Raw genomic sequence first — 14083 nt, 5'->3', positions numbered from 1 at the left:
TCGTAATTTTCGGCACGAGCACGAGTCACGAACCACGAGCAACGATTATTCCTTCACCGGCGCCGCGCCCTGCCAGTGGCCAACGTCGACAATGATCCCTTCCGGGCCTTTGTACTTGTCCTCATAGTACGCCGTGCCGAGGTTCACCGCGCCTGCCTTGACGGCGCCGCAGGACTCCATCTTTTGGAACTGCTCCTGGTCGTTGGATACGGAGAACCCGATGTGATCGATGCCAGCCTTGCCGCCCATGCCCGCCGCCAGCGGCAACACGGTGATATTCACTTCGCCATCGCTCAAATCGATGGCGTTGTTTTTGCGCTTCTGAATCATCTTCATACCCATAGCGTCAACGAAAAACTTCGCCATCGCGTCCACGTCCTCCGCCCGGTAAGCGATATGTCTAATCTTTGCCATCGTAGGTTCTCCTTCTTACAACCCGAAAATCGAAACCCCAAACCCGCAACCGGCGCGCTTAGCGCGCCTATCCCCCGTAAAAAACCTTATCGCCTAAATCGCGCATGGCGAGGATCGCGTCATCGGGCCGACCAGTCGGTGCCACCGCGACGCCGGCGTCTTTCACTTCGCCAACAAAGATTGAGTGATCGCCAATCTCGACGGTCTGCACAAGCGCGCATTCAACAAAGGCCGGCGCTTTTTCCAGAATCGGCGCGCCCAGGCTGCCCTTACGAAAGGCCTCGCCACCGATGGAATTGCCGTCGCGCTCGAGCGGTTTGAAGAAGGTAAAGGCCTGTCCCTTCTGGTCCTTACCGAGCATGTTCAGAGCAAACACTCTAGTCTCTTTGATGATTGCATGGGCGCCGGAATCGGTCTTCACGCCGACGACCACCAGCGGAGGCTGGAAGGCGGTCTGAGTCACCCAATTGACGGTTGCCGCGGCAACCTTGCCGTCCTTGCCCTCCGAAGTCAGAACGTAAATCCCGTAGGGTATCATGCGCAGCGCAGTTTTCTTGGCATCAGCATCCATTGGTCAATGTTCCTTTCGAATGAATTGTTATTCGCCCCAAATGACGCCCGATTCTATGGAAGCGCACAGATTTGCGCAAGGGATCGCAGCAAACCGCAAGCGCTCTTTGCGCTTACCGCTTAGCCCTTAGCTCTTCGCCGGCAGACGAAACGCCACCGTCGCGAAGACCTTGCCGTTCACCTCAAACTCCCCCACTTCAATCATGTCCAACCCTTTGACATGGGCCTCCATCGAGTGCGGATTATCGCGGGCAATCAGCGCGACCCCGACTTCAAATTGTCCGGCAAGATCGTTTCTCTGCGCTTCATAGAGGCCGCGCAGCAGACCCTGGCGACGATAGCGTCGGTCGATACAGACAGGACCGTAGGCGTAGGTTTGGTATTCGGTAAGCAGCTTGCCCTCGAACCTCGCCCGGTCATAGGACTCGATCATCTTCGCGACGACGGGCGAGCCGTGGTCGAAGTCGTTGCGGAATGCACAGACAAAGCCAACGACCGCGCCGCCGTCCAAGGCGATCATGATGCCCAAATCGCTCGCCATGGCAGCCACCTGCTCGATGGTGAAAACCGCTGACAAAAAACCGTCGCCGCGCTCCTCGGCGGAGAGATTGGCGATAAAGTTCTCGGTGTTGAGGCGGACGATGTCGGCGTAGTCGCCGGGCACCGCGCGACGAAATTGTTTTGCTTCTCGCAACGCGCTTTCCTTTGATTCAAAATGCCGTGGCTACGATCTTCTACCTTTGAGCAAGCTTGCAAACATGCCACCCAACGCCCCCGCAGGAATGATCGACAATATCGACACAGCGCGCATCCATTCGGGCATCGGCCGAAGCTCCCCGCCGGCCATTTGTTGCTCGATAAAGGACAACGTCAAAGAACCCAAACCGACAAACGCGCCATGCTTGATCTCGTGAGAATCGGCCTTGAGCCCCGCGGCAAAACCGCCGATCAGTGTGCCCAAAGCTCCGAGGGTTAGTGTGATCATCATGCCCTCATAGCTCTGCATGTACTGCGTGATCGCCTCGGGCGATGGCGGTTTCTGACCTCCGGCCTGATTGGCCCAGTAGATAAAGAAATAGCTGTAGATCACGAAATAGGTTGCGATGTAGTCGACGACCACACCGAGGATCAACGGGCGTACCTGCACGCCCGTGAAAAACCCCTCGGCTTCAGGAGGACGCGGGACACCGCTGGAATTGGGTTGGTGTTGCATAGCTATAACGTAATCTAAACCATCACCTGACTAAAGTCTGCGCTGACATGACCGATTTTTCTTTCAGGTAACGAAAAATGCGCAGAACGAAAAAGATTCTCATACCCGATGTGCCGCCGAAGCGACGCACCATGGGATTTCAAAATCTGCGCAACTGGCTGCGCCTTAGCCTGCGCGCGAAACCGATCTTGCTTACGGAGCAATCTCCTGCAACGGTCGAGGCGAAAGCCTCGCGTCCGGTTCAAGTCAAACCACTGACCACCGACCATTAGCACAGCGCACCGCCCACTCCTTTTCGCCCGGTAATTGCCCGAGCGCCGTCCCTCACATTTTAGCTCTTTTAGTTTGACTTACCTCAATCGTTGAGGAAAATACTTTTCTCAACAGCTGAAGGCAACCGGTCTTATGTTTCACAAATATCGATACGAAGCGGAGTTTTATCCGAAACTCAGCCGTTTGCCTCTCGACGTGCGACGGAAACTTGACGTGACGGGCATGAAACTTTCACTCAAAGATTGGCTTGCCTTTGACCTGGAAGAGCGCCAAGTTCTCTGCCACCTCCCCTGCGATACCGAAGAGGAGCAGCTGGTCTTCGCCGAATATTTGAGCTTCCTTTCAAAAAAGCATCGCGGGTCGACAGTGGAAAAACTTGCAGCCATGGACGCTGGTGTTTGGGAGGCCGGGAAGGTGCCCGCAGCGGTGGCGCAGAAAAGCGCCGAATTGCAGGCGAGCGTAAGCGCGGAAGAATGGAACCTGTGGCCGGCTCACCATCGCTACGCCCTCTACAAAACCGCGGCTTCCAAGGCACAACCGGAGGCATTCGAACAGGTCTTGCAACAGCTGCGCGCGCTCCGCAAAATCTAGATCAGTTCAAATACTCATGGGCCAGGAGAGCGGCATATGTCTTTGGTCGTCTTTGGTCGTCTTTGGTCGTCTTTGGTCGTCTTTGTTGTTTTGGTTTTTCTCGCTGCTTTGATCGGCACTCAGTTCGGTCCAGGTCCCTGGTATACCGCCCTGCAGAAGCCCGCGTGGACACCGCCCAACTGGCTTTTCGGCCCTGTATGGACCGCACTCTACATCGGCATCGCCGTTGCCGGTTGGCTCGTTTGGCGCTCCAAGAGCCCGGCCAAGTTACAATCGATGTGGCTTTGGGGCACTCAGCTAATCTTGAATGGACTTTGGTCCTTTCTATTTTTTGGTCTCCAACGGCCGGGGCTCGCGCTGATCGACATCATTCTTTTGCTGATCGCAATCGTCATTTTTATCGCCCAGGCGCGCCATGCCAACGTGGTCGCCGCGTGGCTTTTTGTTCCCTATGCACTGTGGGTGGCTTTTGCCACAGCCTTGAACTTTGCCATCTGGCAGCTGAATTGATACACACTCGATCAAATTCGAGGCAAATTCGATTGCAGCGAAACCGAAAGGACCGACGATGGCAGACAATCTTTTTCCCCGCTTCTCCGAAGCCGAGTACGGCCGCCGCTACGGCGCCATTCGCGCCGCGATGCAGAGAGACGACATAGAGGCAATTTTTATTGCCGGCGCGCGCGGCTCGTCGGAGGTCTCCTACCTGGCGAATTATTTGCCGCAGTCGCCCTGCTGGCTGCTGTTTCCGCGCCAGGGTGACGCTACGGTCTTCATCCATTTTTTCAATCACCAACCCTGTGCCAAGGCGCAATCGATTGTCGATGACGTGCGCTGGTACGGGCCGACGCCCATGCCGACGATTGTCGAAGAGATCAAAAAACGTGGCTTGACCAAAAGCAAGATCGGTCTCGTCAGCATGCGCGCCATGTCCTACGGCCACGTGACCGAATTGCAGAAGCAGTTTCCCGCAGCGGAGTTCGTCGAGTTTGGCCCGCAGTTCGGCCGCATCCGGCGCGTGCGCAGCGAAGAAGAGTTGGCTTACCTGCGCAAGAGCGGCGATCTCACCGATCTCGCCTGCGAAGCGTTGGAAAACAATTTGCGCCCCGGACTCACCGAGCAAGAAGTTCTGTCGATCGTCTACAGTGCCTACATCAAACAAGGCGGCGATCCCGGCATTCATTTCATTGCGACGACCAACATGGACAACCCCGATCGCTTCGTCCCCTGGCAACGGCAAACCTCGCGCGTGCTGCAGCGAGGCAGTGTGGTCATCACCGAACTGACCGTGAGCTACTGGGGCTATTCGACGCAGATTCACCGACCGTTTGCCATCGGCAAAGAGCCGACACCGACCTACCGCCAGCTCTTCGATGCGGCGCATGAATGCTACGAAAGTGTGCGCAAGATCTGCAAGCCCGGCACGACCAGCGAGCAAATCATCGCCGCAACGTCGGCCATCGAAGAGGCCGGCTTCACCAGCTATGATAGCGTCTTCCACGGCGAAGCGGGCAAATCCCCCGAGCTAGGAACAAGATCAGCGGCACATCCTTTAGAGAAATGGACGCTGGAACAAAACATGGTCCACGTCATCCAGCCCAACCCGATCACGAAAGATTTCAAAGCCGGCTTGCAGCTCGGCGCTGCCGTTGTGGTGAAACCCGGCGGCGGTGAGGCGCTGCATAACTATCCATTTAAGTTTCCGGTGTGCGGGTAAAATGATGGATCCAAAAGCCACAGCAGCCATTCGCTTGCTCGCCTTCGACGTTTTCGGCACCGTCGTCGACTGGCGTTCGCGCGTTATCGCCGAGGGCGAGGAGCTCGGTCGAACCAAGGGCATCAACATCGACTGGGCAGCCTTCGCCGATGCTTGGCGGTCGATTTACCGACCGTACATGGACAAAGTACAAGACGGCGAGTTGCCATGGACCAAGCTTGATGAGCTGCATCGAATGATGCTCGAAGAAACCCTAAAGAAATATTCCCTCACCAACCTCACCGAGGAAGAAACGCAACAGTTCAACCTTGTCTGGCATCGACTCAGAGGCTGGCCTGACTCCGTGCCGGGTCTACAACGGCTCAAAACCAAGTTCGTAATCTCGACTTTATCGAACGGCAACATTTCCCTGCTGACTAACATGGCAAAGTTTGCCGGCCTGCCCTGGGACTGCGTCCTGTCGGCGGAAAACGTCCAGCGCTACAAGCCCGACCCGGAAGTATACCGCCTCGCACCGCGGCTCTTTGATCTAAAACCCGAGCAAGTCATGATGGTCGCTGCTCACGAGCATGATTTACAATCCGCCAAGAAACACGGGCTTCGCACCGCCTTCGTTCATCGGGAGCTGGAGCATGGACCGGGAAAGGCTGCGGCGATGCCCGATGTGGGTCACTACGATATCGTTGCGACCAGCTTCCTTGATCTCGCAGAAAAACTCGGTGTCTGAGTAGGGCTGATTGAAAACATTCACGGTTGAAAAAATGGAAAGACGGCTTGTTTTTGCAATCCTCACGGCCTTGCTGCTTTGTGCGATTCATTCGCCAGCTCTGGCCCAGCGCATCCGCGCCGCCAGCGGTGGGCTCTCGACGATTCACTCATTGCTCTGGGTCGTCTATGACCAGAAACTCGCGAAAAAATATGGCATCGATCTGGAATACATCGCCATCGAGAATGGCACCGTCGGCATGCAGACGCTGCTCGCCAACGAGTCGCAATTTCTATTTTCGACTTCGTCGCTGGCGGTGAACGCGAATTTGCGAGGTTCCGATGTCACGGTGATTGGCGGCGGCTTGAATTTCATTCCCGACAAACTGATCGTTCGCCCGGAGATCAAGCGGCCCGAAGATCTCGCCGGCAAACGGCTGGCGATCAGCCGCTTCGGCTCGTCGTCGGAGACCAGTGCCAAGCTCACATTGGAGAAAGTCGGCGTCAAACCGGAAAGCGTCTCGTTGATTCAGCTCGGCGGTGTCTCGACCCGCCAAGCGGCATTGCTCGCAGGCCAGGTGCAAGCGACGATCTTGAGCGATCCACAGGCCACTGCAGCAGTCAACGCGGGCATGAAGTTATGGGTCGATCTTTCGGAAAGCAAATGGGGCCTGCCGCAGTTTTGCTTTAATTGCATGATGGCCAAGCGGAGTTTTCTCGACGCCAATCGTCAAGCTGCGAGCAACTTCCTCAAAGCGGTTATCGAAGGTCTCTACCTGCTCAAGAAAGACAAAGCGCTGGGCGTACGACTGATCAAACAATATTTGCGTCTCAACGACGAGGCAGCGAGCATCGGCTATGACTTCTACATCGCCAAACACGCCGAAGGCTTGCTGACTTTGCCGGAACGCAAAGGGTTGGAATTTGTGATTGCCGATGTCGCCAAGTCAAACCCCGCCGCTGCCAAAGCGACGCCGGAGAGCTTGCGGCTCGTGGAACCGAGCTTCATGGACGAAATTCGTAAGAGCGGCTTTATCGACCGCGCCCGCTGAGTGGTTGGGAACGGTTTTACTTCGAAACAGCAATTCAAAGCGGCCTACGACGACAATCGCAAAGCCCTCGTGTCCATGCGCGCCCAAGTGGAGAGCCAGGCCGACAGCATCCGCGACCGGCGCGCAAAGGCCGGTCTGGACAACCGCAAATAGGAGCAACCGTCAACGATATTTAGTTGAATATTTTTCCGAGAGTTGCTAATGGCTATGGCAACTCATGGCAGAAATACCTCCCAACAGCTCGCAACGGACACGCCGGCGGCGCGTCCGAGCGGTCGTCCACAAACCCAGTGACGGGCGCTTGCAGTTCGACCGTGACGCGCTCAAAGAATTGTTATTCATCGCCGGGTTGCCTCTTTTGGCAATCATCGCGGCTTTTTGGTTTGCAGCGAAATACGTACAGCCAGCGCCACCGAAAAGCTTTGTCATGAGCACCGGCGCCGATGGCGGCGCCTATCATTTATTCGCCCAGCAGTACCAAAAGATTTTGGCGCGAGAGAAGATTGCCATGGAGCTCAAACGATCGGCAGGCTCGGTGGAGAATCTGAAACGCTTACAAGACTCAAGCTCCGGCGTCGTAGCGGCCTTGGTTCAAGGCGGCATCGTCAGCGGCGAGTCGCCCCCAGGACTGAGCTCCTTGGGTGCGGTCTATTTTGAGCCGCTGTGGATTTTCTATCGCGGCAAAGAGACGATCGACAAATTCAGCCAACTGGCAGGCAAGCGGCTCGCCGTCGGCCCTGAGGGCAGCGGCACCCGCGCCCTGGCATTGCAACTGCTCAAGGCTGGAGGCGCACTGGCGCCCACCACGGAACTCTTGCCGCTCGGCACCAATGACGCCGCCAACGCGCTCATCGCTGGCAAAGTAGACGCGGCCTTATTGGTCGGCTCCCCTGACGCCCCGACCGTGCAAAGGCTAGCTAAAGCGAAAGAGATCAAGCTTACCAGCATCGCGCAAGCCGAGGCGTTGACACGCCGCTTCACTTTTTTGAGCGTCCTCAATTTGCCGCGCGGCGCCATCGACCTGGCGTTGGATTTGCCGGCCCACGACATGACACTGCTGGCGACCACTGCCAATCTGATCGTACGTGATGATTTTCACCCGGCGCTGGGCTTTCTGCTCGTGGAGTCGGCAAGCGAAGTGCACAAACGTGCCGGCGTGCTACATAAAGCCAACGAGTTCCCATCACCGCGTGACGGCGAATTTCCGCTCGCCGAAGAGGCCCGCCGGTTTTATCAGAACGGCAAGCCCTTCTTGCAGCGTTATTTGCCTTTCTGGCTGGCCAATTTTGTTGAGCGCATGTTCGTCTTATTTGTTCCGATCGTCGCAATTCTGGTTCCCGCGATTCGTTTCTTGCCGACGCTGATCGAATGGCGGGCGAAGTCTCGCGTCTTTAAGTGGTATGAAGATCTCAAACAGCTGGAACGCGACGTTTCGACGCAACCGGATTCAGCCCAGATCGAACGCTACATGGACCGCCTCGACGAGATCGAGCAAGGCGTCAACAATACCCGCGTTGGCAGGAGCTACGCCGACTGGAGCTATAATTTACGCGGCCATATCGATCTTGTGCGGGCGCGGTTGCAGAAAATGGAAGCGCACACGTCTTAGCAGATGTTCACTGTTCCGCGTTCCCCTTTCAAAGTGAAGGTCCGTTCAACATTGGTAATTGCAGTAATTGCCTGGGCAACTCTGGCCGCCGGGTGCTCAGATTCTGCCATCAACCAGCCCACGCCAGTCTACGTCACAAAACCATCGCACAGTGCGCTTGATTTCGACGCCGTGGCGATGCTGTTCCCAAGTGCATCGGGATCGGCTTTCCACCTCGGCGCGCAAAACCCGAACAGCACCAACCGGTTTCAGATCGAACGTAAGACTACCGCCCTCGAACGAACGGAAGGCGCCCTGCGCTACTGGAGCGTGCCAGCGCATGATTTGAATTATGCCTCGGGCGCCACGGGAAAGACCGCGCGATTGCACATCTACGCCAGCGGCGGCGTACAGAAATACACCTGGAAAACTCAGCAGGACTATTTGGCAAGCCCGGCCGATACAAGGAACCAAGAGTTCACCGCCTATGTGCGAGTGCGCGGCATCACCGATCCGAAACGCGCGGCGATCTCGCTAAAAATCCGCGGCGGCGCCCATACGGAGAAAAATCCCGACCTGGCTTCATGCACCATGATGACCTTTCAAGCCGCGACCATGGGCGCCGTGGCGCGCTTCGGCAAGGAACTAACGCACCCGATTTACGACTACATTACACTCAGGCCCCACTTCGACGCCGCGCTGACGCCGGATCGCTGGTTTGGCTTGAAGCTGGTCAGCTTCACGATGCCCAACCAACCCCAGCGAGTTACTAATCGTCTCTACCTAGACACGGAGCCTTTCGAAGCAGTGACCGGTAAGCCGCGCAACAACTGGCGACTCTTTGCGGAATATACTGACGAAGAAGGCAAAAGTACTGGCAAATATTCGAAGCTCGTCGACTGGGGCGGCTGGCAGACAACGTTGAGAACAGACGGCGTGGCGAATTTGGATTTTGCGCTGCTAAGCCTACGCGAGATCGTGCCGCCGAAGGAATAGGTGCGACTTTTGGGCCCGTCAAATCTGATCGGTGGTTGGAAACGCGGGCGCGATGAATCGCACCCCTACGTCGGATTCTATTTTGCGCCTTTTGCGTTTTTCGGAGGCTGTTCCTTCCCAGTCGTGCTAGCGCATCTGACAAACCACATCCACCAGGGCGGGCTTGCCGCCCTTGACGACCTTCACCGCCTCGCGCAGAGTCTTGACCAAATCCTTCGGCTCCGTAATCGGCCCCGCGCCCCAGCAACCATAGGTGCGCGCCATGGCGCCAAAGTCGACGTTGGGGTCTTCGATACGGATGCCAATGGTCTTATTTTCCGCCGGGCGGTTACGCTGAATCGCGATGCGCTCTTGATGCTCTTCGTCATTGAAATAAGAACGATTGCTGCAGACGATGCTGAGCAGAGGGATTTGATGATGCACCGCAGTCCAGATCGAACTCACAGTGAACAATAGATCGCCGTCGGGCTGGATGTTGATGCAGAATTTGCCTGAGCCTTTGAGCGCGAGCGCTGCTCCCAGTGACGCCGGCATCCCGTAGCCCAAGCCGCCGCCTTTGTATTTGCCGAGAATCTGATTGAACTTGGTGGCCGGCAGATAGAAATTCTCTTTTCCCTGCGAGCTGCCGTTGGTCAGCACCCAATCTTCGTTCTTGAGCGCTTCGTTGATCTCGGCGTAAATACGCGTCATCGACACCGGCTTTTCATCCCATTTGGCTTTCAGCTCTTTTTCCAACGCCGCCTTTTTGTCTTCGTAGATCTTGCTCCACTCGGCGCGCCGCTGGCCGATGGCGCCCTGTTGATCCGCAAGTCTCTTCTCCCCTGTCAAGCGCCGCACCAACTCAGGCAAGAATAGGGCAGTGTCGGCGAGAATCATCAGATCCGCTTCGCGCAGCTTGTTAAAATCCGTCGCCCAGGCGCGCACGAGGAGATCGTCCAACGCGACGTTGAGCATCTTCGTCCCCGGCGCGATCAATGGAGTCGCTTTGCGATTGCCGCGCTCTTGAGCGCGGCGTACCGTGGCGCCTTCGAGGTCAGGAACGTCAAGGGCAAGAATTAAGTCCGCCCGGGGAATCACTTTATCAGTCTGGCCGGTGAGATTGAGCGGATGCTGCACAGGGAAATTAAACCGGCCGAACTGATCGAGCACCGGCGCGGCGAGCATTTCTGCCAACTCGCCGAGCGCTTTGAAACCGGCCTCCTTGCGCCCAACCCAGTCGGCAATAATCACCGGACGCTTCGCTTCGAGAATTAAGCGGATGGTTTTCTCAAAACCTTCTTCCGGCGCTTGCAGCGGCAGCGGTGCGGGGTAGCGCGAAATGTCTACTGAAATCTCGCCGGACAGCTGCTTCTCCTGCACATCGCCGTCATAGCAAATGTAGACCGGCCCCATGGGATCGGTGGTCGCCAAGCGATAGCTACGGATGAACGAATCTGGCACCGCCTCGACGCTCGCCGGTTGATCGTCCCACTTGCAGAAGTCGCGCACCAGATTGCCCTGCACGTTAGCGGTGTGCACCCAGTCGATCCAGGGCCGCCGGTTGGCCGAGTCCATCGGCCCGGTGCCGCCGAGCACGATTACGGGCAAGCGATCTGCCCAGGCGTTGTAGATCGCCATGGAGGCGTGCTGCAAACCGACAACGTTGTGCACCGCCGCCGCCATCGGCCTACCCTTCGCACGGGCGTAGCCATGCGCCAGCGCGACAGCGATCTCTTCGTGATTGCAGAGAATAATCTCCGGCGCATGGTTGCCGCCGTAATTCACGAGAGAATCGTGCAAGCCGCGAAACGTCGCGCCGGGATTGATGGCGATGTATTCGAACTCAAACGCCTTGAGCAGATCGACGACAACGTCCGATCCCCACTCGGCGCGGGGCTTTTCGGTCTTGGACATTTAGAATCCTTTCGGAATAGCGTCTAGTCTTTGTCGTCTAGCGTCTAGGGTTGGAGGGCGGCGGAACGCTTAACGCAAAACGCTAGACCCGAGACGCTAGGCGCTACCTCTTCGGTATCTCCATCCCCCGCTGCACCGCCGGCCTTTTGCCGATCTGATCGAACCAGCGTTTTACATTGGAAAACTCTTCCAACTTCACGTTGTGCCCTTCATGGCGTCCGACCCAAGGATAGGTCGCGATATCGGCAATCGAATATTCGCCGGCAAGATATTCGCGTTGGCCCAACTCCTTGTCGAGCACGTTGTAAAGCCGGATCGCTTCTTTGTAGAAGCGCTCGATGGCACCGGGATTTTTCGGTTCGAGCCGGTAAAAATAATTGGCCTGGCCGAACATCGGCCCGACACCGCCCATTTGGAACATCAGCCACTGAACTACTTCGTAGCGCCTCGCCATGTCAGCCGGCCAGAGCTTGCCGCTCTTGTCGGCCAGGTAGATTAAGATGGCGCCCGACTCGAATAGCTTGAGTGGTTTACCGCCGGGGCCATCGCTGTCGATGATCGCCGGAATTTTATTATTGGGATTGATCGCCAGATACTCTGGCTTCAGCTGATCGCCCTGGCCGATGTTGATCGCATGCACTTCATATGGCAGGCCGGTCTCTTCCAACATGATAGAAACTTTCTTGCCGTTGGGCGTGCCCCAAGTGTAAAGTTGAATCATCCCTATGCCCCCCTTGCCGCGCTTTGTGCTCTGATACTACGAGTGCTCATAAAAACCACGAAAACCGAACCTATTAAACAGGCCAACGAAATCGAAAACGCGATCTGATAACTGCGCGTGACGTCAAAGAGGTAACCGCCAAGCCAGGCGCCGATAGCGCCGCCGACGCCGACGCTCAAGGTAAAGTAACCAAAGATCGCGCCGAAGTTCTTGCCCTTGAACACGTCGATAGAAATCGCCGACAAAACCAGCGCGCGCGAACCCTGGCCCATGCCGTAGAATACGGCGTAGGCGTAGAGCAAGATCGGCATGGAATTGTCCGTGGTCGCCAGCAAGGCTACAGTTCCCACTGCGGACACCGCCTGAACCCAGGTGTAAACCAGTTCACGGCGCATGCGGTCGGCCAGGTAGCCGAACAAGATCCGCCCGGCGATGCTGACCACGCCCATAACGCCGAAGATCGACGCCGCGAAAATCTTCGGATAGCCGACGTCCACGGCATGGGCGACCTGATGGGTCACAATGATTTGATTGCCGAGGCTCGCCAGAACTCTGGCGCCAAAGAGCAGCCAAAAGGAAGAATTGGTCAAAGCTTGTTTGACGGTCCAGTCGCCGTCGTCTACGGCGTGCTTAGCATGACCAGGCGCATGGGATTGGCTCGCCGTGCCTTGCGCTTGCTCATGATCCGCGCGGATGAAAAATAATACCGGCGGTATCACCAGTATCGCCACCATCACAGCCAGGCCAATATAGGCGGAGGCCCAGCCCCAGTTTGCAATCATCGCGGCCGTCACCGGCACGAGCACAAAAATGCCGACGCCGCCGCCCGCCCAGGCAATGCCCAACGCTGTCGCTTTGCGGTTCGCGTACTGACGCGAGATGATCGCCACGTGCGGCACCATGCCAATGAGCGAGATACCCGCCGCAGAGACAACGCCAACCCAAAAATAAAGTTGCCAAACCGAGTTGACCGTAGCACTAAAGGCCAAACCAATGGCGAGCACGAGGCCGCCCAACAAGAGGGTCTTGCGGCCGCCGATCCGATCCGTCAGCGTGCCGACGATCGGATGGAAAATTCCCTCGACAATGATCGCCAGCGAGGCGGCACCAGCCGTGACCGCGCGGCTCCAGCCAAAGGCGTCAAGAAAGGCAACAAAAAACACACCGAAGGTGCCGTGCAGACCGCGGCCCACAGCGATGTGAATAAAGCCGAGCGCGACGAGACCATAGCGGCGCAGAGCCGAAGTTTTTTCCTGCGAGGGATCGGGCATGGCGAGAATGCCTCAGCCTTATCCTCAGGAGAGGCAAATGTCTAACGCCGCCGCGACTACACTGTGAAAAAGTTTTCGGCAGGCAAAAAAAAACCCGCCCTGAAACAGCTCAGAGCGGGCTTTGTACTGGCCGGGCGAGTTTTCTTAGTTCGAAAATCTACGACGACGCAAGGTCAATCCGACAATGCCCAAGGTCAGGAGCAATAAACTCGTCGGTTCGGGGACGCTAAACACGTCGGTAATAATGTTAAGCGTAAAGCTACGAAATCGTAGAGCGTCGTCGATAACAGTATCTTCTATGAACAGCGTCCAGGTGCCCAGGGCTGAGAAGCCATTGAAATCGTTCAAGCTGCCGGGTCCGGTCGGACGGAAGCTTCCCGCAGCTGGCAGATCGAGATTCACATTGACGACATTGGCAGCTTGCTGATCGAAGGTCTGTGTGGCATCAAAGTTGGTGCCGCCCGCACCTTCATTGAAGCTGTTTGCTGCAATCAACTCAACGGTCATACCGTTTGGAGCGATGATCGCAAAATGTATCTCGTTAAAAAACGGTCGGTCAAAGGTGGGAAATGGTGGATTGAACGCTTCACCATCGGCCTTGGCATAGTTGATCGAAATATTCACATCGGCGATGACACCGTTGCCGAACCCAGGCTCGAAGCCTGTGAAAGTGATTTGCCGATTGCCAACACTCGCATCAAAGAGCCCGGTGATCGAGTTGGTTCCGCTAATCGCTCCCGCGCGGGCAGGACTCATCGACGAAAAGAGTCCAATGCACCCCCAGAACGAGACTGCTAAGAAGGATAAGCGGCGCAATATCTTCATGATTCTCCCAAGCTTGTCCTGGTGACTTGAGGTATATCAAAGGCAAATCCTATACCGGTGAGCAATCCTTGAAACTAAAGAAGATTTTGTCCTGTTCTGTCAATCAAAAGTGTATAGTTCTCTTACAGAGCTATGATCAAAGCGTGTGGAAATAGGAAATAGGTAGGCGTACCCTTTCGCGAATCTAAAAACGAAAGGCTGCCTGTTGGCGCAGGCAGGAAAGGATACGCCGATGAGAGAAAAGCACACTGAGG

General features: G+C 56.4%; 16 protein-coding genes. 8 read left to right on the top strand and 8 right to left on the bottom strand.

Translation table 11 applies throughout. The annotated features are described in order from the left end of the window. Positions 1-45 precede the first annotated feature (45 nt). The 4 genes from FJ145_23025 to FJ145_23010 all read right to left on the bottom strand — a co-directional run bounded on the left by FJ145_23025 (position 46) and on the right by FJ145_23010 (position 2197). Positions 46-414, bottom strand: a complete 369-nt coding sequence (locus tag FJ145_23025; GenBank protein ID MBM4264283.1) for a VOC family protein — start codon at positions 412-414, stop codon at positions 46-48. Positions 415-481: 67 nt separating this feature from the next. Next, positions 482-985: a flavin reductase family protein gene (locus tag FJ145_23020; GenBank protein MBM4264282.1), complete on the bottom strand. Its 504-nt coding sequence runs from the start codon at positions 983-985 to the stop codon at positions 482-484. A 126-nt stretch (positions 986-1111) separates the two neighbouring features. Continuing rightward, positions 1112-1678: a hypothetical protein gene (locus tag FJ145_23015; GenBank protein ID MBM4264281.1), complete on the bottom strand. Its 567-nt coding sequence runs from the start codon at positions 1676-1678 to the stop codon at positions 1112-1114. A gap of 30 nt (positions 1679-1708) precedes the next feature. Then, positions 1709-2197, bottom strand: coding sequence for a hypothetical protein (locus tag FJ145_23010; GenBank protein ID MBM4264280.1), 489 nt, complete (start codon positions 2195-2197; stop codon positions 1709-1711). Between the two features lie 77 nt (positions 2198-2274). Here FJ145_23010 and FJ145_23005 point away from each other — a divergent pair, with 77 nt between their 5' ends. From FJ145_23005 to FJ145_22970, 8 genes are all read left to right on the top strand, one after another. Further along, complete coding sequence (locus tag FJ145_23005; GenBank protein MBM4264279.1) at positions 2275-2469, top strand: hypothetical protein; 195 nt, start codon at positions 2275-2277, stop codon at positions 2467-2469. 133 nt (positions 2470-2602) lie between these two features. Then, positions 2603-3061 carry a hypothetical protein gene (locus tag FJ145_23000; protein MBM4264278.1) on the top strand — a complete coding sequence of 153 codons (459 nt, stop codon included), beginning with the start codon at positions 2603-2605 and terminating at the stop codon, positions 3059-3061. 36 nt (positions 3062-3097) lie between these two features. After that, positions 3098-3571 carry a tryptophan-rich sensory protein gene (locus FJ145_22995; protein ID MBM4264277.1) on the top strand — a complete coding sequence of 158 codons (474 nt, stop codon included), beginning with the start codon at positions 3098-3100 and terminating at the stop codon, positions 3569-3571. A 58-nt stretch (positions 3572-3629) separates the two neighbouring features. Further along, positions 3630-4778 (top strand): aminopeptidase P family protein, encoded by a 1149-nt coding sequence (locus FJ145_22990; protein MBM4264276.1) that lies wholly within the window; start codon positions 3630-3632, stop codon positions 4776-4778. A 4-nt stretch (positions 4779-4782) separates the two neighbouring features. After that, complete coding sequence (locus FJ145_22985; GenBank protein MBM4264275.1) at positions 4783-5505, top strand: haloacid dehalogenase type II; 723 nt, start codon at positions 4783-4785, stop codon at positions 5503-5505. A 34-nt stretch (positions 5506-5539) separates the two neighbouring features. Then, a complete protein-coding gene (locus FJ145_22980) occupies positions 5540-6535 on the top strand; it encodes an ABC transporter substrate-binding protein (GenBank protein ID MBM4264274.1) in 996 nt (331 codons plus the stop codon). Between the two features lie 217 nt (positions 6536-6752). Further along, the gene (locus FJ145_22975) at positions 6753-8144 is read left to right on the top strand and encodes a C4-dicarboxylate ABC transporter substrate-binding protein (GenBank protein MBM4264273.1); all 1392 of its coding nucleotides are present in this window, start codon (positions 6753-6755) and stop codon (positions 8142-8144) included. 177 nt (positions 8145-8321) lie between these two features. Next, positions 8322-9119, top strand: a complete 798-nt coding sequence (locus FJ145_22970; protein ID MBM4264272.1) for a hypothetical protein — start codon at positions 8322-8324, stop codon at positions 9117-9119. Positions 9120-9245: 126 nt separating this feature from the next. On the opposite strand, the gene FJ145_22965 is transcribed toward FJ145_22970, so the two are convergent. The 4 genes from FJ145_22965 to FJ145_22950 form a co-directional block, all read right to left on the bottom strand. Next, the gene (locus FJ145_22965) at positions 9246-11012 is read right to left on the bottom strand and encodes a thiamine pyrophosphate-binding protein (protein MBM4264271.1); all 1767 of its coding nucleotides are present in this window, start codon (positions 11010-11012) and stop codon (positions 9246-9248) included. Between the two features lie 103 nt (positions 11013-11115). After that, positions 11116-11733, bottom strand: a complete 618-nt coding sequence (locus FJ145_22960) for a glutathione S-transferase family protein (protein ID MBM4264270.1) — start codon at positions 11731-11733, stop codon at positions 11116-11118. 2 nt (positions 11734-11735) lie between these two features. Next, on the bottom strand, positions 11736-13004 hold the full coding sequence (locus FJ145_22955) for an MFS transporter (GenBank protein MBM4264269.1): 1269 nt from the start codon (positions 13002-13004) through the stop codon (positions 11736-11738). A gap of 144 nt (positions 13005-13148) precedes the next feature. Continuing rightward, complete coding sequence (locus FJ145_22950; GenBank protein ID MBM4264268.1) at positions 13149-13829, bottom strand: PEP-CTERM sorting domain-containing protein; 681 nt, start codon at positions 13827-13829, stop codon at positions 13149-13151. Positions 13830-14083 lie beyond the last annotated feature (254 nt).

The sequence above is a fragment of the Deltaproteobacteria bacterium genome (assembly GCA_016874755.1).
Taxonomy (GTDB): Bacteria; Desulfobacterota; Binatia; order UBA9968; family UBA9968; genus DP-20.
This window is presented reverse-complemented; position numbering and strand designations above follow the sequence as displayed.

Bases quoted from the DNA above. Each gene is read 5' to 3' on its own strand.
- FJ145_23025 (MBM4264283.1), bottom strand. From the start codon at position 414: ATGGCAAAGATTAGACATATCGCTTACCGGGCGGAGGACGTGGACGCG.
- FJ145_23020 (MBM4264282.1), bottom strand. From the start codon at position 985: ATGGATGCTGATGCCAAGAAAACTGCGCTGCGCATGATACCCTACGGG.
- FJ145_23010 (MBM4264280.1), bottom strand. From the start codon at position 2,197: ATGCAACACCAACCCAATTCCAGCGGTGTCCCGCGTCCTCCTGAAGCC.
- FJ145_23005 (MBM4264279.1), top strand. From the start codon at position 2,275: ATGCGCAGAACGAAAAAGATTCTCATACCCGATGTGCCGCCGAAGCGA.
- FJ145_23000 (MBM4264278.1), top strand. From the start codon at position 2,603: ATGTTTCACAAATATCGATACGAAGCGGAGTTTTATCCGAAACTCAGC.
- FJ145_22995 (MBM4264277.1), top strand. From the start codon at position 3,098: ATGTCTTTGGTCGTCTTTGGTCGTCTTTGGTCGTCTTTGGTCGTCTTT.
- FJ145_22990 (MBM4264276.1), top strand. From the start codon at position 3,630: ATGGCAGACAATCTTTTTCCCCGCTTCTCCGAAGCCGAGTACGGCCGC.
- FJ145_22985 (MBM4264275.1), top strand. From the start codon at position 4,783: ATGGATCCAAAAGCCACAGCAGCCATTCGCTTGCTCGCCTTCGACGTT.
- FJ145_22980 (MBM4264274.1), top strand. From the start codon at position 5,540: ATGGAAAGACGGCTTGTTTTTGCAATCCTCACGGCCTTGCTGCTTTGT.
- FJ145_22975 (MBM4264273.1), top strand. From the start codon at position 6,753: ATGGCAGAAATACCTCCCAACAGCTCGCAACGGACACGCCGGCGGCGC.
- FJ145_22970 (MBM4264272.1), top strand. From the start codon at position 8,322: ATGCTGTTCCCAAGTGCATCGGGATCGGCTTTCCACCTCGGCGCGCAA.
- FJ145_22965 (MBM4264271.1), bottom strand. From the start codon at position 11,012: ATGTCCAAGACCGAAAAGCCCCGCGCCGAGTGGGGATCGGACGTTGTC.
- FJ145_22960 (MBM4264270.1), bottom strand. From the start codon at position 11,733: ATGATTCAACTTTACACTTGGGGCACGCCCAACGGCAAGAAAGTTTCT.
- FJ145_22955 (MBM4264269.1), bottom strand. From the start codon at position 13,004: ATGCCCGATCCCTCGCAGGAAAAAACTTCGGCTCTGCGCCGCTATGGT.
- FJ145_22950 (MBM4264268.1), bottom strand. From the start codon at position 13,829: ATGAAGATATTGCGCCGCTTATCCTTCTTAGCAGTCTCGTTCTGGGGG.